This is a genomic window from Rhizobium vallis, assembly GCF_003985155.1.
GTDB classification, from domain to species: Bacteria; Pseudomonadota; Alphaproteobacteria; order Rhizobiales; family Rhizobiaceae; genus Rhizobium; species Rhizobium vallis.
Genome location: NZ_ML133688.1, coordinates 402,261 through 424,160 on the forward strand (window position 1 = coordinate 402,261; position 21,900 = coordinate 424,160).

Below are 21,900 nucleotides of genomic sequence, written 5' to 3' on the forward strand. Positions count from 1 at the left end.
GCTGTCAGGCGCGAACTGCGCCATGGCCGGAGCCAGCCGGCGGGTATTTGCGCCGTTCCTAGCCGCTCCCGCGTCGATTGTCAAAGCGTGCGGCTGCGCCATAGCCAGGCGTCGATACGGCTTGCCCGGCCGCGCAGTGCAGTTTCCAGCGGACCCTCCATCCGGCCGGACTGCGTGAGCACACTGTCGGGGCCTGCGGCGCGGACGATTTCGGCGCTGAGGGCGAGTTCCACGCCATGGCGGGCGGCCACCTCCATCAGCCGGCTCCCGACATTGATCGTGTCGCCTGCCGCCGTAATCTGCTGCCGGTCGCCGGTGCCAAGCCGCGAGGCGACGATCGGGCCGCAATGGGCGCCGACCTTGAAGCCGATCTTCTTCTGGGCAAAGCCTGCATGCGCCTGAAGCCAGGCTCGGGTGCGCTCGCACAGGCTGACTGCGCAGGCGGCGGCCCGGGCGGCATCGTCATCGGCGGGCTCCGGCAGACCGAACAGGATCATGGCTCCGTCACCCATGAAGCTGGTGATGGCGCCGCCATGGGCGCGCGCCTCCTCGTCGATCAGTTCGAAGAAGCCGCTCAGCACCTGGCTCACCTTGACCGGTCCGAGATTTTCGCTGAGGCCGGTGAAGCCGGAGAGATCGATGAAGACGACGGCGGCGTTCTGGCGCACTGGCTCGACAAGGAAATTCGGATCGCGCGCCAGCCACTCCCCGAGGCCGGGCGCCTCGATGCGCTGCAGCAGCGCGCTCTGTTCGGCGAAGTGGCGAGCGCGGCCGCGGTCGAGCCAGAGCTCGGCTGCGCCGTATATAAGGGCCGGCGGCAACGCAGCTGCGATCGGCAGCGCCGCGCTCAGCCAGTAGCCATGCGCATAGGCTGACAGGTTGATCATCGCCCAGACGACTAGCATAAGCACGATGATGAGGTAGCCGGCAGCGCTCCGTCGCCAGGCGACCAGCGAAACGAGCACGAGCGGCAGGCCGACGGCGGTCCCGGCATCGATCAGCCTTATCCTGTGGTCGCGCACCATGCCGTCGCCAGCAATGAGATGAGTAATCGCCGTCGACATCACTTCGACGCCGGGCATCACGGGATCGAACGGGGTCGGGAAGACGTCGCCGCCGCCGGTGACCGTCGAACCGATGACGACGATGCGGCCCGCCACGGCATCCGCCGAAAGCTTACCGTCCAACGCATCGGCGGCGCTGAAGGTGGCGATGCTGCCGCGCCCGCCGTAAAAAGTCACCGGCAGGCGCTGGCCGATATCCGTGGGAATGCGCAGCGTTCCGAGCATGATGGCATCAGGTTCGATCGTCGGATCGACACCGAGCGCCAGCGAAGCTGCGCGTAGCGGAAAAGCCGGATCCAGCCGATCCGTGGCGCGTGAGATCAGCGGAATGAAGCGCGGCGTGCCCGTCTGGTCGGTCGCAACATTGACGATGCCGACCGCGGTAGCCTCGGCAAAACGGGGAAGCGGCAGGAGAAGCTGGTTTGCCTCCGGGATAGCGGCAAGCGGATCGCCGGCCGCATCGGTGACCTGCTGCCGGCTTTGCGCAAAGGTGGCCGCGGCCGCAATCACGCTCGGCCCCTGGCGAAGGGCTGAGGCGAGCGCCGCATCGCCCTCCTCCGGTCCGGGATCGACGAGCAGGATGTCGAGCGCGAGCGCCTTCGGCTTCAAGGCGTTGATCGCGTTGACGAGGCGCGCGAGTGTCGCCCGATCCAGCGGATAACCATGGGCCGCCGCCGTGCGGTCGTCGATCGCGAAGATGGAGACGACGGGAGGCGGTGCTTTTGCTCCGACGATGGCGCTGCGGATATCGGCGAGCGAAGCTTCCATCCGGTCGAGGAGGCCGCTGCCGGTATTGAGATTGATATAGCCGAGTGCTGTCCCCCAGAGACCGGCGAGCACCAGCGCGATCACGGTCAGCAGACGATGGTTCATGGCATTTATTGGCCGAGGCGGGCAAGAAGGGCGCCGGCACGCGGCGCCGGCCAGCGGCGCACGACGAGCGGTTCCGTTCCGCCGCTGACATCGACGCCCTCGCCTGGCGACAGCACCACCGGCTCGCCGGCCGGCCGGCGGACCGCGACGCTGCCTCTGACGACCAGCACCGAGGTTTTGCCGCTTGCTACATCGACGGCCCATTGCGTGCCGCGCACCGCGGCGATCGCCTGCGGCGTCGCGACCTGGAAACCGCCAGCGTGCCGGCTGCTGTCGACGTCAACGAGGACCGCCTTGCTGCGCAGCGATAAGGAATCGGGGCTGCCGTCACGGTTGCGGTCGGTGAGACGGAAGGAAGCGCCCGCTTCCGCCGTCACTTTGACACCGCCTGGACAACTGAACACTTGGCGAGCACTGGCATCGCGCGACACCGCGCAGCCGGCCGACTGGGCAAAGGCCGCATGCGAAAACAGGCCAACACCGAGTGCGGAGGCAAGCAGACTGCGTAATATCGTATGCATGGAAAGCCCCTTTGACCGCGCGGAACAGCTTTTATGAGAGTGTCCGCCAACCGTCTTCTTCCATTTGCGGCATGATAGCCGAATTCGGATGTTTCCCTATGCGAAAAAAGTGACGTAGCACGCTCAGCGGCCGGTAACGGTTTCGGGCGCCGGTCCGGCATAACGCGCCCGCGGCCGGATCAACTGGCCGCTCTCGATCTGCTCCATCGCATGCGCCATCCAGCCGGTAGAGCGGGCAAGCGAAAAGATGATGATCGGCGCTTCTTTCGGGAGATCGAAGGCGGCGGTCATCGCGGCAAGCGCGAAATCGACGTTGACCTTGTCGCCGACAATCTCTTCGCCGGCGTCCCTCACCTCGGCAAACTGCGGCGGCAGAGGAAAGTGCGATAGCAGCGCGAGAGCCCTGATATCGCCGTCGGGATAGAGCGGATGGCCGAAGGCCGACAGATGATTGCCCTGGGCAAGCGTGCGGCCGATCGCCTGCTCCGCCCCGAGAGCGGAAGCGGCCTCGATCAACGCACCGACGCCCTGCCAGGCGGCGCCGTGCAGCGGCCCGGTCAGCGTCGCGAGGCCGGAAAGCACGGCAGCCGAAAGAGCGGCACCCGCCGATACCGTCACCCGCGCCGCAAAGGTCGAGGCATTGAGTTCGTGATCGGCAAGCAGCACCAGCGCGCGCCGCAGGCAATCGGCCGCATCCGGCCGCTGCCAGCTCGCCGCAAGCCTGAGATGAAGCGGCTGGTCCGCAAACCTCGGCGCCAGCGCATCGGCAATGGTGGAGAGAACCCCGCATGCCTCACGTCGAAGGGCCGCCTGCGAACGGCCGAGCGACGGCAGATCTGATGTCACCCGCCGGGCAAGGGCGAGAAAAGCAGCCTGAAGCGATGGAGAGGCATTTTCGGCTCCCGTGCCGGAGGAGAGTGCTTCCGCACCGTTCCAGAGCAACGCCGCCGTCTGCTCCAGCGTCGCAGCTTCAGCGAAATCGGCTGCATCCCGTCCGCGATAAAACAGGCGTCCGTCGATGATGGTCGAGATCGCCGAGGCAAGAACCGGGTCGCCCCATCGAATCGTCTCAGCGGCAACCGTTTCGGCCTTGCGGCGGCCGGCATGGCGTTCTGCAAGCCGCTGCACGTCGGAGGCCTGGTAGAGGCTGCGGCGCGGGTCGGCGGGATCGGGCTTGGCGTGAATGCGGCCGCGGCTGACATTAGCGTAGAGTGTCTGCGGCTTGGTGCCGAGTTCGGCCAGCGCTTCCTCCGCTGTCAGCCAGCTCATGTCAACCTCACATTGATCAATTGCGTCAAGATTGACGTCAACTAAAGTAGATCCGATCTTTCATCCGGTAAAGGAGAAAGACCCATGAAAAATGGTTTGGAAGATGTCATTGCCGCTGAAACCCAGCTCTCGGATGTCGACGGCGAAGCCGGCCGGCTAATCATCCGCGGTGTATCGCTGGATCATCTGGCAGGAAGCAGCACCTATGAGGATGTCGCCGCCCTGCTGCTGGACGGCCTGATCGAGCCGCATCTCGACGCAAGCGAATTGCGCCGCCGGCTCGGCCATGCGCGAATGGAAGTTTTCGCCGAAGTCAAAACTGCCGATACTCGCCTGCTGAAGCTGCCACCGGTCGATGCCATGCGGGCTCTTGTTGCTCGCCTACCTGACGGCGAGGATATAGATACCGTGCTCCGTCTGCTTGCCGCACCCGCCGTCTTCCTGCCGGCGGTTCTGCGCCTGCAGCGCGGCGAAAAGCCGGTAAAGCCCGATGCAGGCCTCTCACAGTCGACGGACATCCTGCGCATGCTCTCAGGCGTGGTGCCGAGTGCCGAGCAGACCGCAGCCCTCGACACCTATCTTGTGACGATCTCGGACCACGGCCTGAATGCCTCGACCTTCGCATCGCGTGTCATCGCCTCCACCCGTGCTGGCCTCACCTCCTCGGTGTTGGCGGCGATCAGCGCGCTGAAGGGACCGCTGCATGGCGGCGCGCCGGGACCGGTACTCGATATGCTGGACGGTATCGGCAGCGAGGCCAATGCCGGCCCCTGGTTGTATCAGGCGCTCGATCGCGGTGAGCGGCTGATGGGCTTCGGCCACCGCGTCTATCGCGTACGCGACCCACGTGCCGATGCCCTGAAAAATGCGCTGAAGCCGCTCGTTGCCGCAGGTCAGGTCAATGCCAGCAGAATCGCGCTTGCCGAAGCAGTGGAGCAGGCAGCCCTCGCGATCCTGAAGGAACGCAAGCCGGACCGGCCGCTGGATGTGAATGTGGAATTCTATACCGCGCTGCTGTTGGAAAGCCTTGGCTTCCCGCGCGATGCCTTCACCGGCGTCTTCGCGATCGGCCGCACCGTCGGCTGGATCGCCCATGCCCGCGAACAGGCGCTGGAAGGCCGTCTCATCCGCCCGCGCTCGGTCTATGTCGGGCCGTTGCCGGAAGCAGCGTGACGCAAAGAAAAAGCCGCTCCCTCGTTTCAGAGGGAGCGGCCGGATTTTAGACCAACCGGCTCTGTTCCGTCGCCGCTTCGATGAAGCTGGCAAACAGCGGATGCGGGTCGAGCGGCCGGCTCTTCAGTTCGGGGTGGTATTGCACACCGATGAACCAGGGATGATCGGGATATTCGATCGTCTCCGGCAACACGCCATCGGGCGACATGCCGGAGAAGACGAGACCGCAGTTCTCAAGCCGGTCCTTGTAGTCGATATTGACTTCGTAGCGGTGGCGATGACGCTCGGAAATATCGGTCGAGCCGTAGATATCGGAAATCTTCGTACCCTTTTTCAGCGCCGCCTTGTAAGCGCCGAGGCGCATCGTGCCGCCGAGATCGCCGGAAGCAGCGCGCTTCTCCAGGGCGTTGCCCTTCACCCATTCGGTCATCAGACCGACAACCGGCTCCTTCGTCGGGCCGAATTCCGTCGAGGATGCGGCCGGCACGTCGGCGAGATTGCGGGCAGCCTCGATGACGGCCATCTGCATGCCGAAGCAGATGCCGAAATACGGCACCTTGCGTTCGCGGGCAAAACGCGCCGCATGGATCTTGCCTTCCGAACCGCGTTCGCCGAAGCCGCCGGGCACCAGGATGCCGTGCACCTTTTCGAGGTAAGGCGCCGGATCTTCCTTTTCGAAGACCTCGGACTCGATCCATTCGAGCTTGACCTTGACACGGTTGGCGATGCCGCCGTGATGCAGTGCCTCGATCAGCGACTTGTAGGCGTCCTTGAGGCCGGTGTACTTGCCGACGATCGCAATCGTTACCTCGCCTTCCGGCGTGCGGATGCGGTTGCAGACCTCTTCCCACTGGTCGAGGCGCGGCTTCGGGGCCGGCTCGATGCCGAAGGCGGCGAGCACTTCATCGTCCAGGCCTTCCTTGTGATAGGCCATCGGCACATCGTAGATATTGGCAACGTCGAGCGCCTGGATGACGGCGGAAGGACGCACGTTGCAGAACAGCGAAAGCTTGCGGCGTTCGGCTTCCGGGATCTCCCGGTCGGCGCGTACCAGCAGGATATCGGGATGAATGCCGAGCGCCTGCAACTCCTTGACCGAATGCTGCGTCGGCTTGGTCTTCAGCTCGCCGGCTGCCGGAATATAGGGCATCAGCGTCAGGTGGACGTAGACGGCAGTGCCGCGCGGCAGATCGTTGCCGAGCTGGCGGATCGCTTCCATGAAGGGCATCGCCTCGATGTCGCCGACCGTGCCGCCGATCTCGCAGATGACGAAATCGTAGTCATCATTGCCTTCGGTGACGAAATCCTTGATTTCGTTGGTGACGTGCGGGATGACCTGCACCGTCGCGCCGAGATAGTCGCCGCGCCGTTCCTTGTCGATGATGTTCTTGTAGATGCGGCCGGTAGTGATGTTGTCGGTCTTGGTGGCCGAACGCCCGGTAAAGCGTTCGTAGTGGCCAAGATCGAGATCGGTTTCCGCGCCGTCGTCGGTGACGAAGACCTCGCCGTGCTGGGTCGGGCTCATCGTGCCCGGGTCCACGTTCAGATAGGGGTCGAGCTTGCGAAGCCGCACCCGATATCCACGGGCCTGCAGCAACGCTCCGAGAGCCGCGGCCGCAATTCCTTTTCCGAGAGAGGAAACCACGCCGCCAGTGATGAATACGTATCGCGCCATGGGATTCACCGGATACCTTTTCAAAAACGATTCCACCAGCCCAAAAATTCTTTTCCGGAACTTTCGGTGCGCCGCGCGGGAATCTGAACAAAAGAAAACCGGCAGACCCGAGGGCCTGCCGGCGGTTTATGTCGAAGACCGGCTTACTGTCCCGTCGGGACGCCGGAGGGCTGAGCCGGCGCCGGCGCGGCCGGAGCCGCAGGCGTTGCCGGAGCAGTCGCCGCAGGTGCATTGGCAGCCGGTGCCTGGGTTGCAGGCGCAGACGCTGCAGGAGCCTGGACAGCCGGTGCCGGAGCAGCAGTGCCGCCATTCGGAACGCCGTTGCCGGCCGGCTGGGCCGGAGCCTTTGCGCCGCCGCCGAGCGAATCAAGAATGCCGTTGCCCTGGCCGCCTGTTGCCGGAATGCGGTCGAGAATGTCGGTCGGACGACCCTCGTAACGCGTCAGGATGCCGAGGCCGAGCGAGGTCAGAAAGAAAAGGGTCGCAAGGATCGCGGTCGTACGCGTCAGCGCATTGGCCGTGCCGCGGGCCGACATGAAGCCCGAGCCGCCGCCGATACCGAGGCCGCCGCCTTCCGAGCGCTGGATGAGCACGACGCCGACGAGGGCGAGCACGATCATGAGATGGATGACAATCAATACTGTCTGCATGGGTCCAGTCCTGCCCGTCCGGAGACGGACAAAGTTAAGAATTCTGGCGGCTCTTTACATGAGGCTTTGATCTATTCCAAGCCCTTCGGCCAGGAATAAACCCAGGAATAAACAATGCCTCAGGCGAGCAGCGCCTCATAGGCCCGATAGATGGCGAGGAAGTCGGCGGCTTTCAAGCTTGCTCCGCCGATCAGCGCTCCGTCGACATTGGCGATACCAAGCAATTCTCCGGCATTGGCAGGCTTCACCGAACCGCCGTAGAGAAGGCGCATCTTGCGGCCCTCGTCACCGAAGCGGGCCACGAGCTCAGCGCGCATGAAGGCATGAGCCTTTTCGACATCGCCTGATGTCGGCGTCACACCGGTGCCGATCGCCCAGATCGGCTCGTAGGCGATGACCGTATTCTCGGCGGTTGCGGCATCGGGAACCGATGCGGAAAGCTGCCGCTTGATGACGTCGAGTTCCTGCCCGCCGCGGCGTTCGTCCGCCGTCTCGCCGATGCAGATGATTGCCGTCAGCTCGGCTGCAAAGGCGGCTTCCGCCTTGGCGCGGACCAGATGGTCGGTCTCGGCATGGTCTGTGCGTCGCTCGGAATGGCCGACGATCACATAGGTGCCGAAACTATCGGCGATCATCTCGGCCGAAATATCGCCAGTGTGTGCGCCTGACGGCTTCTGGTGGCAGTCCTGCGCGCCGATCGCCAGCGGGCTGTCCGTGCAGAGCGCGGTTGCCACGTAGAGCAGCGTCGTCGGTGGGCAGATCAGCGCCTCGACCTTGTTGGCGAGCGGAGGGCGAACGCCCTCGGCGATCGCCTTGATCTGATCCAGGGAGGCACGCGTGCCGTTCATTTTCCAATTTCCCGCCACGAGCGGGCGCACGTCAGGTGTCATGCCGGCCTTCCACAAACTGCATATCCCTGGGGCAATATCAAAAGCTTGCGGCAAAGGAAAGCTTGATGCCCTTGACGTGAGGGGAATCTCTGCGATCCAAGCATAATTTCCGCCGAAATCGTTCCTCAGCCGGCGAGAATCCAGTTCAACACCCTGCGCCAGTCGATCATCCGGATCGGCGTTCCGTGATTTCCGGTCTGAAACAGCGTGAAGCGCGTCGGATATTTCGCCTTGTACAGGGTCTCGAACAGCGCCTGCTGGTCGGCTGCGGCGTAGACGGGATCGCGGCTCCCATGCGCAAACCAGAGCGGCAGCTTCGCCTTGTGGTACGGGCTCTTGGCAAAATCGGGATCGGTCACCCCGCTCATAACAAGCATGCCCTTCAGCCGCTTGACGCTGTCGCCGTCGCGCGCAACGCCCCAGCAGACCTGGCTGCCCATCGAGGCGCAGGAAAGGATGATCGGCCGGCCGGGTGATTGGGCGCTGGCATAGCGGATCAGGCCTTCGATCGCGGCAACGCCGTCGCTGTCGAAGCTTTTCACTGTCGGCGAATAATAGACGCCGCCATTGCCGGCGACGAGGTTCTTCAGCCGGTTGAAATTGCCACCGAAGCTGTAGTCATTGGCGCCGAGCCGGCGGTCGCCGTCACGGCCATGAATGAAGATCACCGTGAAAGCGGCATTGGCGGCTGGTCCCACCCTGGTGACATCCAGCTTGATGCCGTCGAACGAGAGCGTTTCGTCAGCCTGGCTCTTGCGGACTCCGAGCGCCACATATTTCTGCTGCACCCGCTTTTGTGGGATCTGGTCGCGGCCGTTGATATCGCGCATCTCGTCATAGTCGATGAGCTCGAAGGCGCCGTCATCGCTTGTCTGCAGCACGGCCTGCTTCGAAAACAGATCGTCCTTGAACGGCGGCAGCGCATCGCCCGCCAGCGCCGGCCCGCTGCGGGACAGAACGGCCGCGGACAAGAAAAACGCCGCAATTGCGGTAATAATGGTGCAATGACTTGTGGACATTCGCATTCGGATGGTTCCTGAAGCCTGCCGCCGCTTGCCATTCCGCGCCCGGCAACGCAAATCATTTGGGAAAAGCCCGCCAAATCAGGCGGTGTCGCGTATAGAGGTGCTTTCTGGCAAAATCTGCCTGATTCGCAAGCGTGGCATGAAATGCGGTGATTTTGGGTCGGCGGCAATGCCAGCCCAAGACAGGATGAAGATCTGAACGGCTCCATGGACGATAGCAAAGACCTTTTTTCCGGAATGCCCCTCTCCGAAAAACGCGAGGAGGCACAAAAGCCTGCGGCCCCCGCCGAGCGGCCACCGGTGACGGCTGCGCCCGTCGCTTCCGCAGCCCCTTCTGCTGCCGGAGCCTCCGCGCGCCCGGCGCCTGCCGCTTCGAACTCGGACGAATACGGTGCCTCGTCGATCCGTGTCCTCGAGGGCCTCGAGCCGGTGCGCATGCGCCCGGGCATGTATATCGGCGGCACCGATGAAAAGGCGCTGCATCACCTCTTTGCCGAAGTCATCGACAATGCGATGGACGAAGCCGTCGCCGGACACGCCAATTTCATCGAGGTCTATCTTGACCTTGAGGGTTATCTCACCGTCTCCGACAATGGCCGTGGCATCCCGGTCGAGAACCATCCGCAGGTGCCGGGCAAGTCGACGCTCGAAGTCATCATGACCAAGCTGCATGCCGGCGGCAAATTCGACGGCAAGGCCTACGAGACCTCGGGCGGCCTGCACGGCGTCGGCGTCTCGGTCGTCAACGCGCTTTCCGACGACCTCGAGGTCGAGGTGGCGCGAAACCGCAAGCTCTACCGCCAGCGTTTCTCCCGTGGCCTGCCCCAGGGCGGACTTGAAGAGCTGGGCGACGTCCACAATCGCCGCGGCACCCGCGTGCGCTTCCATCCCGACCCCCAGATCTTTGGGGATCACATGAAGTTCGATGCCGCCCGCGTCTTTCGCATGGCGCGCTCGAAGGCCTACCTGTTCGGCGGCGTCGAGATCCGCTGGAGCTGCGAAGCCGGCGTGTTGCCCGAAGGTTCCGAGGTCCCCGACAAGGCGGTCTTCCACTTCCCCGGCGGCCTGAAGGACTATCTGCAGGCAACGATGGGCAAGGAGTTCACCGTCACCCGCGAGATCTTCGCCGGCAAGACGGAAAAGACCAGTGGCCATGGCTCGATGGAATGGGCGATCACCTGGTATGGCGGTGATCCGCAGGTGCATTCCTATTGCAATACCATTCCGACCCCCGAGGGCGGCACGCATGAGGCCGGCCTGCGCATCGCGCTGACCAAGGGCTTGAAAGCCTATGCCGAGCTGACGCAGAACAAGCGCGCCGCGCAGATCACCACCGACGACGTGATGATCTCTGCCGTCGGCATGCTGTCGGTCTTCATCCGTGAACCGGAATTCGTCGGCCAGACCAAGGACAAGCTTGCGACCGTCGAGGCCCAGCGCATCGTCGAGAATGCGCTCCGCGATCCCTTCGACCATTACCTGGCCGACAATCCGAACGAGTCTGCCAAGCTGCTTGACTGGGTGATCGAGCGCGCCGAAGAGCGCCTGCGCCGCCGCAAGGAAAAGGAAGTCAACCGTAAGACGGCTGTGCGCAAGCTGCGCCTGCCCGGCAAGCTCGCCGACTGCTCGCAGAACACTGCCGAAGGCGCCGAACTCTTCATCGTCGAGGGTGACTCGGCAGGTGGTTCGGCCAAGCAGGCGCGCAACCGCGCCAATCAGGCAATTCTGCCGTTGCGCGGCAAGATCCTGAACGTTGCCAGCGCCGGCCGCGAAAAACTCGGCGCCAATCAGCAGCTTGCCGATCTCATCCAGGCGCTCGGCTGCGGCACGCGCTCGAAATACCGCGACGAAGACCTGCGCTACGAGCGCATCATCGTCATGACCGATGCTGACGTCGACGGCGCCCACATCGCTTCGCTGCTCATCACCTTCTTCTATCAGGAGATGCCGGAGCTGGTGCGCGGCGGCCATCTCTTCCTCGCCGTGCCGCCGCTTTACAAGATCACCCAAGGGTCGAAATCTGCCTATGCCCGCGACGACAACCATCGCGCCGAGCTGATGCAGACGGAGTTCAAGGGCAAAGCCAAGGTCGAAATCAGCCGCTTCAAAGGTCTCGGCGAGATGATGCCTGCCCAGCTCAAGGAGACCACGATGGATCCGTCCAAGCGCACGCTGCTCAAGGTGCTGATCGACGAGGTCGATTTCGAGGGCACCCGCAGCGCGGTCGACGATCTCATGGGCACCAAGCCGGAAGCCCGTTTCCGCTTCATCCAGGAGCGCGCAGCCTTCGCCGAAAACCTCGATATCTAAGGCGCGCGGGCGCGCTGAAGAGCCGGGACTGATACTATCAGGCGCGCCCATTTTAGCATTCACGATTTCACGGAACTGACGAAGAACCGTAACAACTCCGTAAAACAACCGGCGCATGAAGCGGTCGGCGCGCCTTCTCCTGGGGGAAGCAGCTGCGCCGGTTCGACCGTTTTCAACTCTTTGCCGGATATTTGTCATGACCAAGCGTTTTCTCGCGACTGCCGCTTTCGTTCTCCTGTCCAGCACCGTCACCGTCAGCGCCACCGATATCGGCGCTACCTTCGCGACCGCCTGCCCCTTCGGCGATTGCGCCGCCGGCATTTCGCTCTCCTATCTCGGTGAATTCGTTATCCCCACAGGCCACATGGAAAACGGCGTCGAATTCGGCGGCATATCAGGCCTCGATTTCGATGCCGCCTCCGGTCATTATATCGCCATCAGCGACGATCGTTCGGACAAGGCTCCGGCCCGCTTTTACGAACTCGATGTGGATGTCGATGCCTCGGGCCTCAAGGGCGTCTCCATCGTCAAGCACGTCACGCTGAAGGACAAGAACGGCGAGCCCTTCGCTGCCAGGACCGTCGATCCGGAATCGATCCGCCTCGGCAAGGACGGCATCTACTGGGGCAGCGAAGGCGACGGCAAGGCGTTGCTTCCGCCCTTCATCCGCGTCGCTTCGCCGGACGGTTCCTTTGTGCGCGAATTCAAGCTGCCGGAGGGGTTCGCCCCGACCGCAGACAAGTCGACCGGCATCCGCGACAACCTCGCCTTCGAGGATCTCGCCGTCGCGCCCTCTGGCGATGTTTTCGTCGGTTTAGAAGCCGCACTCTACCAGGATGGCCCGAACCCCTCGCTGACATCGGGCAGCCTGTCGCGGATCATCCGCTATGACGGCGCAACCGGCGAGCCGAAGGCTCAGTACGTCTATCCCGTCTCGCCGATCCCGCAGGCCGCCACCAAGGCCGACGGCGGCAACGACAACGGCATGTCGGAAATGCTTGCGCTTGACGATCACCGCCTGCTCGCCGTCGAGCGCAGCTACGCCCAGGGCTTCGGTAACAACGTCAAGATCATGATGATGGATCTCACTGACGCGACCGACGTATCCGCCATCGCCTCGCTCGCCAGGAACGACGAGCGCGTCGTCCCCGCCCGCAAAAGCCAGGCCCTCGATCTCCGCGCGATCGGCCTCGTCCCGGACAATATCGAGGCCATGTCACTCGGCAAGGCGAAGGACGGCAGCGACGTCCTCATTCTTGGCTCCGACAATAACTTCTCGCCCGCCCAGAAGACGCAATTTTACGCCTTCAAGATTCTCAGCCGTCCGCAGTCGTAAGAGGCTGCGTCTGACGGTCGAATAGCGACGCTTTGTATACGCTTTCGGGCTACGCACCTTGAAACCGCCGGGATCATGGCCCATAACCAGAGCATAACAAGAAGAGGCGCGCGTGGGTGTGTTCGACCGTCAAAAAAGCAATCATGAGCCTCGGTGGCTGGGATCGTCGTCGCCGACACGCACGCCGCTGATACCTTCCATCTCGGCCGCACGCTGGCTGCTTGTCCTGATCGTCGCGGCCGGCGTCTATTTCTTCTACGGCTTCCTCGTGCCGGTGCTCGCAGCCCTCGTCATCGGCTTTGCCAGCTGGCCGCTCTATCGCAAGCTTCTTGCCCGCGTCGGCGGCAACACGACGATTGCGGCGACCATCGCCATCGTCATGATCATCACCTTTCTGGTCATCCCGATCGGGCTTGCTGTCACCTATACGACCGGTGAAGTGCGCACCTGGGTTGCCTGGGCGATCCATGCCAACCGCGCCGGCGCCCCGACACCCGCCTGGATCGTCGCGCTGCCTTGGGCGGGCTCCTACCTCGATGAAGTCTGGACAAGATACATCGGAAGTCCCGGCGCGCTGGGCGAAGTCATTCAGGCAGTCAGCGGCGCCAATATCGGCAACATCTACCGTGCCGTACTTGCGGCCGGCGGTGGCGCCTTCCACCTCCTCCTGACGCTGCTTTTCATGCTGATCGCGTTGTTCTTCGTCTATCGCGACGGCTTCTCCTTCTCCAAGCAGATCGACATGCTGGGTGAGCGCATCCTGCCGAACCGCTGGGAGCGGATTTCCCGCGTGGTGCCGGCAACAATCAGCTCCACCGTGATGGGCATGACGCTGATTGCGATCGGCGAAGGCATTGTGCTCGGGCTCGCCTACTGGATCGCCGGCGTGCCCTCGCCGGTGACGCTCGGCGTGCTGACGGGCGTGATGGCGCTGATACCGGGCGGCGCGCCGCTCTCCTTCTCGTTGGTCTCCGTCTATCTGCTGGCAAGCGGCTCGCATGTCGCAGGCATCGGTCTCTTCGTCTGGGGCACTGTCGAGCTCTTCATCGTCGACAAGACATTACGCCCGAAGCTCGTCGGCGGGCCGATCAAGCTGCCCTTCCTGCCGACTTTCTTCGGCCTCGTCGGCGGCGTCAAGACGATGGGTTTCCTCGGCCTCTTCATCGGCCCGGTGCTGATGGCGCTGATCGTCGCCATATGGCGCGAGTGGATTCATGAGGCCCGCAACGCCGAAAAGAGCGAGACGGGACCGCAGATCCTCATCGACGAACAGGCCCCGCCGCCGTCCAAAACGATCTCCCGCGTCGCCGAAGGCTGACCGGCGTTCCGCCCCTTAGCTCAGCTGCTTTTCCATGAACAGGCTGAGCGGGTCCGGCAGGTAGCTGCCGAAAGGTTCGATATCCCGATATCCATATTTGCGGTAGAGGGCGATCGCCTCGGGCTGGTAGATGCCGGTTTCGAGCCGGATCGCCGCCAGCCCTTTCTCCCCTGCGATCGCCTCCAGCGCGTTCATCAGGCCGCTGGCGATCCTCAGTCCCCTCGCCTCCGGGTCGACGAACATCCGCTTGATCTCCGCCGTGCCGTCGCCGGCCTCGACCAGCGCGCAGCATCCGACGATTGCGCCGTCGTTGCGGGCAACGAAGAAGCTTACCGAAGGCCTCTCCAGCGACGAGAGGTCAACCAGATGGTTGCTCTCCGCTGGATAGAGCGATTGCGCATAGGCATCGGAAAGATCGAGAAGGCGGATGACGTCCTGCTGACGCGGCGGCTCTTGGGCGATGGTAACGGGCATGCTGGCTCCGGATGCTTGCAAGGGGCGCAATTTTCGCGGAGATGACGAAGAGTTAATGCCTTCGCCTTCTTTCGGTTGGAATTGCGCCGTCTAAGGCGATGTCAGGTTCAATAGCCAGGGAGGCAGAATATGCAAGCGGTGCTCATCGCGATGACCATTCTCGGTTGCGACGATTCCGTCAGTCAATGCAATTATGTGGCGACCGTCGATAAGCGCTGGGAAACCGTTGCCGCCTGCGATGCCGAAGCCGAACGCCGGCTCAAGACCTACGCCAATGTCAGCTATCCCTCCGTGATTGCGGTGTGCGAGGCGCCGAAAGCGCTCGCCGCAGCCGAACCGCCGAAGCCGGCGCCTCTGCCTGCAGCCACGCCTGAGGTTGCGACTGCCGTGCCCGAACCCGCCGAAGAACCGGGAAGACTGGCGAGCTTTGCTGAAAACATCGCCGGTCAGGTCCGCGCACATATTCCATCGGGCCGAGACGTCAAGGAGACGCTTTCCAAACCTGTGCACTTCGTATCCGCCAGCTATTCCTGGGTCGTGACGCGGCTGAACGATTAGGTTCGTCGCGCGTCCGATAGGGCGCGCCAGGCACGCGCCATCATTCTGCTCATGTTTTAAGCCGCCGCAAGCGCCGCATAGACGCGGGCCGATTGCCGCTGTTCGGCGACGCCAAGCTTTTCCACCATATCGAGCAATTCGCCGACCGCACCGTGTGCACCGTCGTGATGGCGGAATTTTTCGAGAAGACGGCCACAGACGTTGCCGAGCACGCTGCCCGGTGCTTTCCTGGCGGCGTCGCGCCACAGCAGCGTCGCCTCGACGAAGATGACGCTGATGTCCCTCGGCAGGCCGGCGGACTCGTAAAGCGCGCGCACCGCATGCATGCGTCCGGTCGCCAGGATCGAGCGCACCCGGCGCTCGCCACAGCCGCTCAGATCGACGATCGCGGCGGCAAAGAAATCCACCCTACCGGCGCAGAGCGCATGCATCAGGAAGGACGGCGTCAGCCGGCCGTTGAGGCGCAGATGCTCGACGAGATCGGGTATTTCGCGCGGCGCGATGTCGCCGGCAATCGCAACGATCGCAGCTTCGGTCGCCTCGCGGCTGATGCGCTGGAGCCGCTGCAGACCGATTGCAGCCTGTGCCAGCGGCAGTCCGACCAGCGCATTGCTGACATGTTGGGTGAGCAACTGGCGGGCATCGGCGGGAAGATCGCTGCGGTCGAAAAGCAGATTACGGATGTCGCAGTTGTCGCCGAGCCGTTCGGCGATGCGCTTCAGCGATTGGCTGGCGATCGCCGCGCCCTCGTTTTCCAGCAGGCAGAGCAGCTCCTCTTCGTCGCCAACTTCGGCAAGTGCGGCGGAAACCGGGCGCGTCACATAGGCTCTGGCAGCGATCAGCATGCGGGTGGCGCCGTTGCCACGCGCGGCAAGGTCGACGAGATCGCCATCGCTCAAAAGCGGCGAGCAGGAGACAGCGTGGCAGGCGACCTCCGGCTGGTCTTCGGCAAGCGAAAGGATCAGGCTGCGCGGTGCATCGGGCGACCAGGCGATCGCCTCGGCAAGTGCCAGCCGCACGCGCGGCGACGGATCGTCGAGAAGATAGGTCATCGCCATCTCGGCTGCCTTCCGCTCGTCCGCGGACATTTCGGACTGCAGATAGGCTCGACCGAGGGCATTTGCCGCCCGGGCTCGGTCACCGGTCTTGGCCGTTTCGATCCAACGAAGGAAAGCTTCTACGATCACTCGATGCCCCAGCACTTGAACGCGATTCCCTCGCGCTCCATTCACTGCTGCGACCGTAGTGGTAAAAGGTTTAAGATTCGTTCACCATGTTTCTTAAGCCTTTGTATGCCTTGCCGGTTAGGTTTCGACCTGCGGCCGGAACATCTCGAAAACATCGCTGCCTTCGCTGTAATCCATGTAGCCCATGCGCGCGATAGGCCGGGCGATCGACATGTCGAGGCGGCCGTTCCTGACGATCGCCTCGTCGATATGGATGCCGACCACTTCACCGAAGACGAGAACATTTTCCGACGGTGCGCCCGACAGCGTCTTCGGTTCGATGATCTCGGTGACCTTGCATTCAAGCACTGCGAAGGCCTCGGCGACGTAGGGCGCATCGATCAGTTCGGCCTGCTTCGGCGTCAGGCCGGCGAAGTCGAATTCGTTGCTGCCATAGGGCAGTGCCGCCGACGAAAGGTTCATCTTCTCGGCGAGATTACGACTGACGAAATTACAGGTGAAGACGCCGGTTTCAGCCGCGTTGCGCTGGCTGTGCTTGCGCCCGGCGGAGGAAAACATCACCAACTTCGGCCGGTCGGCTACGGCATTGAAGAAGGAATAGGGGCCGAGGTTGATCGAACCGTCCCTGCCCTTGCTGCCGATCCAGCCGATCGGGCGCGGCGACACGATCGCCTTGAAGGGATCATGCGCGAGCCCGTGCCGGTTGCTGTCGGTGGTGTAGAACATCAGTCCTCTCCGCCGATCCAGGTCACCGTGTCGGTAAGCTCCGGCCGCGGCCGTTCGATAACAGGAAATGTCGTCGAGCCGATATGGATGAAGCCCGCCACCTTTTCACCAGTGTTGACACCAAGCAGTGGATAGGCGCGTTCGTCGTAGGCAAACCACTCCGTCAGCCAGTTGGCGACATAGCCGTTCGCGTTGGCCGCGAGAATGACGTTGAGGCAAAGCGCACCTGCCGACATCAACTGCTCCCATTCCGGGATCTTGATATGCGGCCCCGCCTTGCTGACCACGGCGACGACCACAGGCGCGCGGGTGAAACGGGCGCGCTCGACCTGGATCATCTCTTCGGAAAGTTCGGGATTCTTTTCCAGTGCGAGCTTCAGAAGCGCTTCGCCGAGATTGGCCCGCTGTTGCCCGCGATAGACGATGAAGCGCCAGGGGGCGATCTTGCCGTGATCGGGAACGCGCGAGGCAAGACGCAGGATGTCCTCGATTTCAGCCTTCTCGGGGCCTGGTTCGCACATCTGGAAAGCGGGGATGGAGCGGCGTACGGCGAGGTAGTCGATCAGCTTGATATCGGATTTCATGCGGGGAGAAGCTTTCATTTTTAGGCTGCTGCAAAGGGTGGGTCTTGAATTTGCCATCGCATTGGTCTTGAAGTGGCCTTTGCGATTTCAGAAGTCAATCGGTTCACGAAACAGATGTTTGGCATTTCGCCTTTTGCACGCATCGGCCTCGCCTTCGCCCTGGTGGCATTGACGACCTGCGGCGCCGGCGCCCAGGAGGCCTTCAAGGACTTCAAGCAGCTCGAATCGACGTCGAAGATGCCGAAGCTCAACGCCTTCATCGCGCCCGGCACGGCGCCTGAAGCCGCCAAGCTGCGCGATGTCGCAATGGAAGCCAAGCTGACATCGGACGGCACACCGGTTGAGGACGGTCTTTCCTGGTATGTTTTCAGCCCGATCGCGGGAGCCGACGGCAAGCTGCCGCTGATCGCCAGCGCCAAGGGCGGGCCTGCCGCCTTCCAGCTCGCCCCGGGTGATTATTTCGTCAACGTCTCCTTCGGCCGCGCCGGCGTCACCAAGAAACTGACCGTTCCCGCCGATGGCGAAGTCGACAAGCAGGTGATGGTGCTTGATGCCGGCGGCTTGCTGCTCAACGCCGTTTCCGGCACCGACGCCCGCATCCGTCCGGATCAGCTGAGCTTCTCGATCTATTCGTCGGAAGTGCGTGACGACGGCGAGCGCGGTCTCGTCATGGCCGATGTCTCACCAAACACGGTCGTCCGTCTCAATGCCGGCACCTATCACATCGTTTCCGAATACGGCAGCGTCAACGCTGTCATCCGCGCTGACATCCAGGTCGAGGCCGGCAAACTGACCGAGGCGACGATCCAGCACCGCGCCGCGCAGGTCACCTTCAAGCTGGTCTCCGAAACTGGTGGCGAGGCGATCGCCGACACGGCCTGGTCGATCCTGACGGCGGCTGGCGACAGCGTCGGCGAAAGCGTCAGCGCCTTTCCGACGATGGTTCTGGCCGAAGGCGGATATTCCGCCGTCGCCCGCAACAAGGACAAGATCTACCAGCGCGATTTCACCGTCGTCGCCGGCAGGAACACCGATATCGAGGTTCTGATGAGGGACCAGCAGCCGCAGCAGCCGGTGAGCGCGGCCCGCACGGTACAGCAGGTGCCAGCCGGCACGCCGCCCCCCCCCGGCGTCCAGCCGGCTCCGGAGCAGCCGCTGCCTTCCTACGAACAGCTCGTGCCGCAGGGCGGCGATGGCGCCAGCCTGGATTGATTTCGTGGCAATGGTTTCGGCCTAGCCGAGGCCTTTTCGGACGGCGCGTTTCGGCGGCTGCATCGAGAAGACGGCGTCGTAAAGACGGTCGAGCAGATTTTTGCGGTCGCCGCCGCTGCTCAGCGTTTCCCATGTCAGCACCTTGCCGACATGCGCTGTGATCGTCCTGCCGGACAGCCGGCGGAATTCGTGGATCAAGAGCGACAGGCGTAGCGTCATCGACACCCAGCTCGCCAGATGAAACAACCGGCCGTTCTGGCCCTCGAAATAGATCGGCAGCACGCTTGCTCCCGTCGCCTGGATGAGCTTTGCCGGAAACATCTTCCACGGCAGGTCCTCGGCAGGGCCGAAGCCTTTCCTGGCGGTCGCCACGCCACCGGCCGGAAAGACGATGATGGTGGTGCCGTCCTTGAGCAGCCGCATCGCCTCGTGCCGGCTCCTGATGTTCATCGCCAGCGCCTGTCTGGTTTCCTCGAAAGAAATCGGCAGCGAGTAAGGCGCCATCTCGGGCACCTTCAGCAGGTCGTTATGGATCAGCACCTTGAAGGGACGACCGAGCTGTTCGGCAAGCGCCAGTACGGCCACGCCGTCGCCGATGCCGAAGGGGTGGTTGGCGACGATGACGATCGGCTCGGTAGGGATGGATTCGAGCGGCCAATTGCCCTTGACGTCGAGTTCGACGCCGATGAGATCGAGCAGCTTGGCGAACACGCGGTCGCTCTGGCCGATGATGTCGCAGCGCCAGATGTCGTAGAGCCTGGCATAGCGATCGCGGCCCGAGAGCCCCTCGATCGACCGGATCAGCCAACGCTTCAGGCGCGGATCTCCGTCATTGGCATAGGACAGTTCTTTGAACCGCAATCCGGCCTCGGGATGACCCGCTCCCTCGTTTGTGGCGAGAATATTGCGGTTTCATATCAGATTTCCGACAGCGCCAGATTGGCACTGTCGGATCAGACGATTTTCAGGCCGCCTTGGCTTTCTTCGCTTTGGCCTTGCGCCGAACGTCTGGAGGCGTTGCCTCGAGGGCAAGGCTCTCGACGGCGACGTCGAGTTCCATCGAAACCTGGTCCTGGCTGCCGAGGCGGCGGATGTTGACCGTGCGCTCCTCGGCCTCTTTCCTGCCGCAGACGATGATGACGGGAACTTTCGTAACGGAATGTTCGCGGACCTTGTAGTTGATCTTTTCGTTACGGAAGTCGGTCTCGACATGCAGCCCAGCTTCGCGCAGCGCGTCCGCCACTTCCTGGCCGTAGGCGTCGGCTTCGGAGGTAATCGTCGCAACGACGACCTGCAGCGGCGATACCCAGAGGGGCATATGGCCTGCGAAGTTCTCGATCAGGATGCCGAGGAAGCGCTCCATCGAGCCGCAGATGGCGCGATGGATCATCACCGGCTGCGTCTTTTCGGAGTTGCTGTCGATGTAGAAGGCGCCGAAGCGTTCCGGCAGGTTGAAGTCCACCTGCGTCGTGCCGCACTGCCATTCGCGGCCGATCGCGTCCTTCAGCGTATATTCGAACTTCGGCCCGTAGAAAGCGCCCTCGCCCGGCAGGATGCCGGTCTTGATGCGGCCTTCGGACTGGGTCTCGATCGTCTTCAGCACATCGGTCATGACGGCTTCGGCCCGGTCCCACAGCGCATCGGTGCCGACGCGCTTGTCCGGACGGGTGGAGAGCTTGACGACGATTTCCTTGAAGCCGAAGTCTTCATAGACCGACAGGATCAGGTCGTTGATCTTCAGGCATTCGGCCGCCATCTGCTCGTCGGTGCAGAAGATGTGCGCGTCGTCCTGCGTGAAGCCGCGCACGCGCATCAGCCCGTGCAGAGCGCCCGAGGGCTCGTAGCGATGCACGAGCCCGAATTCGGCCAGGCGGATCGGCAGTTCGCGGTAGGACTTCAGGCCGTGCTTGAAAATCTGCACGTGGCCCGGGCAGTTCATCGGCTTCAGCGCGAAGACGCGATTATCCGCTTCCTTGTCTTCCGGGTGCGTCATCGCATGGGCCGATTTCACGGCGAACATGTTTTCCTGATACCAGCCCCAGTGGCCCGAGGTTTCCCAAAGCGCGGTGTCGAGTACCTGGGGTGCGTTGACTTCTTCATAGTCGATGGCGAGTCTGCGGCGCATATAGGCAACGAGCGTCTGGAAGATGCGCCAGCCCTTGCCGTGCCAGAAGACGACGCCCGGGCCTTCTTCCTGGAAATGGAACAGGTCCATTTCGCGGCCGAGCTTACGGTGGTCGCGCTTTTCGGCTTCCGCCAGCATGTGCAGGTAGTTGTCGAGATCTGCCTGATCAGCCCATGCCGTGCCGTAGATCCGCGAGAGCATGGCGTTGTTGCTGTCGCCGCGCCAATAAGCGCCGGCAACCTTCATCAGCTTGAAGGCGGTGCCGATCTGGCCGGTCGAGGCCATATGTGGGCCGCGGCAGAGGTCGAACCATTCGCCCTGATTGTAGATCTTCAGATCCTGCCCTTCGGGAATCGCATCGACGAGCTCGACCTTGTACTGCTCGCCTTTGGCGGCAAAAACTTCCTTGGCCTTCTCGCGTGACCAGATCTGCTTGGTGAAGGGCGCATTGCGGGCAATGATTTCCTTCATCTTCTTTTCGATCTTGGGCAGATCGTCAGGCGTGAAGGGCTCGTTCTTGGCGAAGTCGTAATAGAAGCCGTTCTCGATCACAGGACCGATCGTTACCTGTGTCCCGGGCCACAGCTCCTGTACGGCTTCGGCCATCACGTGAGCGGCGTCATGCCGGATAAGCTCCAGCGCACGGCCGTCCTTGCGCGTGACGATCTCGATCTTGCCGTCGGTCACGGCGTCGGAAAGGTCGCGCACAGTGCCGTCGATCGCAATGGCGACGGCACTCTTGGCAAGCGACTTGGAAATGGATTCGGCGACATCCTTGCCGGTCGCGCCAGCCGGGAAGCTGCGCACCGAACCATCGGGAAATGTCAGGGAAACGGATTGGGACATTGAAATTCTCCTGTCCAGTCCCGCCAACGAATGCGGGTGGTTGAAACGAAAGCGCCTCCGTCCTTTGGAGGCGCCGCCGCCTGA

The 21,900-nt window shown here is 63.0% G+C and carries 19 protein-coding genes; 6 read left to right on the plus strand and 13 right to left on the minus strand.

All coding sequences use genetic code 11. The features are described from left to right. Window positions 1-80 precede the first annotated feature (80 nt). The 3 genes from EFQ99_RS11875 to EFQ99_RS11885 form a co-directional block, all read right to left on the minus strand. On the minus strand, window positions 81-1,937 hold the full coding sequence (locus tag EFQ99_RS11875) for a CHASE2 domain-containing protein (RefSeq protein ID WP_126921227.1): 1,857 nt from the start codon (window positions 1,935-1,937) through the stop codon (window positions 81-83). 5 nt (window positions 1,938-1,942) lie between these two features. Next, window positions 1,943-2,458 carry a FecR domain-containing protein gene (locus EFQ99_RS11880; protein WP_126921228.1) on the minus strand — a complete coding sequence of 172 codons (516 nt, stop codon included), beginning with the start codon at window positions 2,456-2,458 and terminating at the stop codon, window positions 1,943-1,945. A 123-nt stretch (window positions 2,459-2,581) separates the two neighbouring features. Continuing rightward, window positions 2,582-3,727: a citrate synthase gene (locus tag EFQ99_RS11885; RefSeq protein ID WP_126921229.1), complete on the minus strand. Its 1,146-nt coding sequence runs from the start codon at window positions 3,725-3,727 to the stop codon at window positions 2,582-2,584. Window positions 3,728-3,811: 84 nt separating this feature from the next. On the opposite strand from EFQ99_RS11885, the gene EFQ99_RS11890 reads away from it, so the two are divergent. Next, the gene (locus EFQ99_RS11890) at window positions 3,812-4,900 is read left to right on the plus strand and encodes a citrate synthase/methylcitrate synthase (protein WP_126921230.1); all 1,089 of its coding nucleotides are present in this window, start codon (window positions 3,812-3,814) and stop codon (window positions 4,898-4,900) included. A gap of 46 nt (window positions 4,901-4,946) precedes the next feature. Here EFQ99_RS11890 and EFQ99_RS11895 read toward each other — a convergent pair whose 3' ends face one another. The 4 genes from EFQ99_RS11895 to EFQ99_RS11910 form a co-directional block, all read right to left on the minus strand. Then, window positions 4,947-6,575 (minus strand): CTP synthase, encoded by a 1,629-nt coding sequence (locus tag EFQ99_RS11895; protein ID WP_126921231.1) that lies wholly within the window; start codon window positions 6,573-6,575, stop codon window positions 4,947-4,949. Between the two features lie 143 nt (window positions 6,576-6,718). Further along, window positions 6,719-7,225, minus strand: coding sequence for a preprotein translocase subunit SecG (secG, locus tag EFQ99_RS11900; protein WP_126921232.1), 507 nt, complete (start codon window positions 7,223-7,225; stop codon window positions 6,719-6,721). 119 nt (window positions 7,226-7,344) lie between these two features. Continuing rightward, window positions 7,345-8,115 carry a triose-phosphate isomerase gene (gene tpiA, locus EFQ99_RS11905; RefSeq protein WP_126921233.1) on the minus strand — a complete coding sequence of 257 codons (771 nt, stop codon included), beginning with the start codon at window positions 8,113-8,115 and terminating at the stop codon, window positions 7,345-7,347. A gap of 125 nt (window positions 8,116-8,240) precedes the next feature. After that, window positions 8,241-9,140 (minus strand): dienelactone hydrolase family protein, encoded by a 900-nt coding sequence (locus EFQ99_RS11910; protein WP_126921234.1) that lies wholly within the window; start codon window positions 9,138-9,140, stop codon window positions 8,241-8,243. Window positions 9,141-9,347: 207 nt separating this feature from the next. Here EFQ99_RS11910 and parE point away from each other — a divergent pair, with 207 nt between their 5' ends. The 3 genes from parE (at window position 9,348) to EFQ99_RS11925 (ending at window position 14,104) form a co-directional block, all read left to right on the plus strand. Continuing rightward, window positions 9,348-11,450, plus strand: a complete 2,103-nt coding sequence (parE, locus tag EFQ99_RS11915) for a DNA topoisomerase IV subunit B (protein ID WP_126921235.1) — start codon at window positions 9,348-9,350, stop codon at window positions 11,448-11,450. Between the two features lie 196 nt (window positions 11,451-11,646). Next, the gene (locus EFQ99_RS11920; protein WP_126921236.1) at window positions 11,647-12,786 is read left to right on the plus strand and encodes an esterase-like activity of phytase family protein; all 1,140 of its coding nucleotides are present in this window, start codon (window positions 11,647-11,649) and stop codon (window positions 12,784-12,786) included. Between the two features lie 112 nt (window positions 12,787-12,898). Further along, a complete protein-coding gene (locus EFQ99_RS11925) occupies window positions 12,899-14,104 on the plus strand; it encodes an AI-2E family transporter (protein ID WP_126921237.1) in 1,206 nt (401 codons plus the stop codon). 15 nt (window positions 14,105-14,119) lie between these two features. On the opposite strand, the gene EFQ99_RS11930 is transcribed toward EFQ99_RS11925, so the two are convergent. Beyond that, window positions 14,120-14,578 carry a GNAT family N-acetyltransferase gene (locus EFQ99_RS11930; RefSeq protein ID WP_126921238.1) on the minus strand — a complete coding sequence of 153 codons (459 nt, stop codon included), beginning with the start codon at window positions 14,576-14,578 and terminating at the stop codon, window positions 14,120-14,122. Between the two features lie 129 nt (window positions 14,579-14,707). Between EFQ99_RS11930 and EFQ99_RS11935 the strand changes: the two genes are divergently transcribed. Further along, complete coding sequence (locus tag EFQ99_RS11935; protein ID WP_126921239.1) at window positions 14,708-15,136, plus strand: hypothetical protein; 429 nt, start codon at window positions 14,708-14,710, stop codon at window positions 15,134-15,136. A gap of 56 nt (window positions 15,137-15,192) precedes the next feature. Here the strand turns inward: EFQ99_RS11935 and EFQ99_RS11940 are convergent, their stop codons facing one another. From EFQ99_RS11940 to EFQ99_RS11950, 3 genes are all read right to left on the minus strand, one after another. Then, window positions 15,193-16,338 carry a DUF2336 domain-containing protein gene (locus tag EFQ99_RS11940; RefSeq protein ID WP_126921240.1) on the minus strand — a complete coding sequence of 382 codons (1,146 nt, stop codon included), beginning with the start codon at window positions 16,336-16,338 and terminating at the stop codon, window positions 15,193-15,195. Between the two features lie 102 nt (window positions 16,339-16,440). Further along, window positions 16,441-17,049 carry a flavin reductase family protein gene (locus EFQ99_RS11945; RefSeq protein WP_126921241.1) on the minus strand — a complete coding sequence of 203 codons (609 nt, stop codon included), beginning with the start codon at window positions 17,047-17,049 and terminating at the stop codon, window positions 16,441-16,443. Continuing rightward, window positions 17,049-17,633 carry a nitroreductase family protein gene (locus EFQ99_RS11950; protein WP_126921470.1) on the minus strand — a complete coding sequence of 195 codons (585 nt, stop codon included), beginning with the start codon at window positions 17,631-17,633 and terminating at the stop codon, window positions 17,049-17,051. Before EFQ99_RS11950 ends, EFQ99_RS11945 begins: the two co-directional genes overlap by 1 nt. A gap of 114 nt (window positions 17,634-17,747) precedes the next feature. Here EFQ99_RS11950 and EFQ99_RS11955 point away from each other — a divergent pair, with 114 nt between their 5' ends. Then, on the plus strand, window positions 17,748-18,845 hold the full coding sequence (locus EFQ99_RS11955; RefSeq protein WP_126921242.1) for a hypothetical protein: 1,098 nt from the start codon (window positions 17,748-17,750) through the stop codon (window positions 18,843-18,845). Between the two features lie 21 nt (window positions 18,846-18,866). On the opposite strand, the gene EFQ99_RS11960 is transcribed toward EFQ99_RS11955, so the two are convergent. Continuing rightward, window positions 18,867-19,706 carry a lysophospholipid acyltransferase family protein gene (locus EFQ99_RS11960; protein WP_126921243.1) on the minus strand — a complete coding sequence of 280 codons (840 nt, stop codon included), beginning with the start codon at window positions 19,704-19,706 and terminating at the stop codon, window positions 18,867-18,869. A gap of 103 nt (window positions 19,707-19,809) precedes the next feature. After that, on the minus strand, window positions 19,810-21,816 hold the full coding sequence (gene thrS, locus EFQ99_RS11965) for a threonine--tRNA ligase (protein WP_126921244.1): 2,007 nt from the start codon (window positions 21,814-21,816) through the stop codon (window positions 19,810-19,812). Between the last annotated feature and the right edge of the window lie 84 nt (window positions 21,817-21,900).

Coding starts and splice junctions, on each gene's coding strand:
- EFQ99_RS11955 (WP_126921242.1), top strand. CDS start 17,748: ATGTTTGGCATTTCGCCTTTTGCACGCATCGGCCTCGCCTTCGCCCTG.
- EFQ99_RS11935 (WP_126921239.1), top strand. CDS start 14,708: ATGCAAGCGGTGCTCATCGCGATGACCATTCTCGGTTGCGACGATTCC.
- EFQ99_RS11875 (WP_126921227.1), bottom strand. CDS start 1,937: ATGAACCATCGTCTGCTGACCGTGATCGCGCTGGTGCTCGCCGGTCTC.
- EFQ99_RS11880 (WP_126921228.1), bottom strand. CDS start 2,458: ATGCATACGATATTACGCAGTCTGCTTGCCTCCGCACTCGGTGTTGGC.
- secG (WP_126921232.1), bottom strand. CDS start 7,225: ATGCAGACAGTATTGATTGTCATCCATCTCATGATCGTGCTCGCCCTC.
- EFQ99_RS11885 (WP_126921229.1), bottom strand. CDS start 3,727: ATGAGCTGGCTGACAGCGGAGGAAGCGCTGGCCGAACTCGGCACCAAG.
- EFQ99_RS11920 (WP_126921236.1), top strand. CDS start 11,647: ATGACCAAGCGTTTTCTCGCGACTGCCGCTTTCGTTCTCCTGTCCAGC.
- parE (WP_126921235.1), top strand. CDS start 9,348: ATGGACGATAGCAAAGACCTTTTTTCCGGAATGCCCCTCTCCGAAAAA.
- EFQ99_RS11910 (WP_126921234.1), bottom strand. CDS start 9,140: ATGCGAATGTCCACAAGTCATTGCACCATTATTACCGCAATTGCGGCG.
- thrS (WP_126921244.1), bottom strand. CDS start 21,816: ATGTCCCAATCCGTTTCCCTGACATTTCCCGATGGTTCGGTGCGCAGC.
- EFQ99_RS11945 (WP_126921241.1), bottom strand. CDS start 17,049: ATGTTCTACACCACCGACAGCAACCGGCACGGGCTCGCGCATGATCCC.
- EFQ99_RS11930 (WP_126921238.1), bottom strand. CDS start 14,578: ATGCCCGTTACCATCGCCCAAGAGCCGCCGCGTCAGCAGGACGTCATC.
- EFQ99_RS11950 (WP_126921470.1), bottom strand. CDS start 17,633: ATGAAATCCGATATCAAGCTGATCGACTACCTCGCCGTACGCCGCTCC.
- EFQ99_RS11890 (WP_126921230.1), top strand. CDS start 3,812: ATGAAAAATGGTTTGGAAGATGTCATTGCCGCTGAAACCCAGCTCTCG.
- EFQ99_RS11895 (WP_126921231.1), bottom strand. CDS start 6,575: ATGGCGCGATACGTATTCATCACTGGCGGCGTGGTTTCCTCTCTCGGA.
- tpiA (WP_126921233.1), bottom strand. CDS start 8,115: ATGACACCTGACGTGCGCCCGCTCGTGGCGGGAAATTGGAAAATGAAC.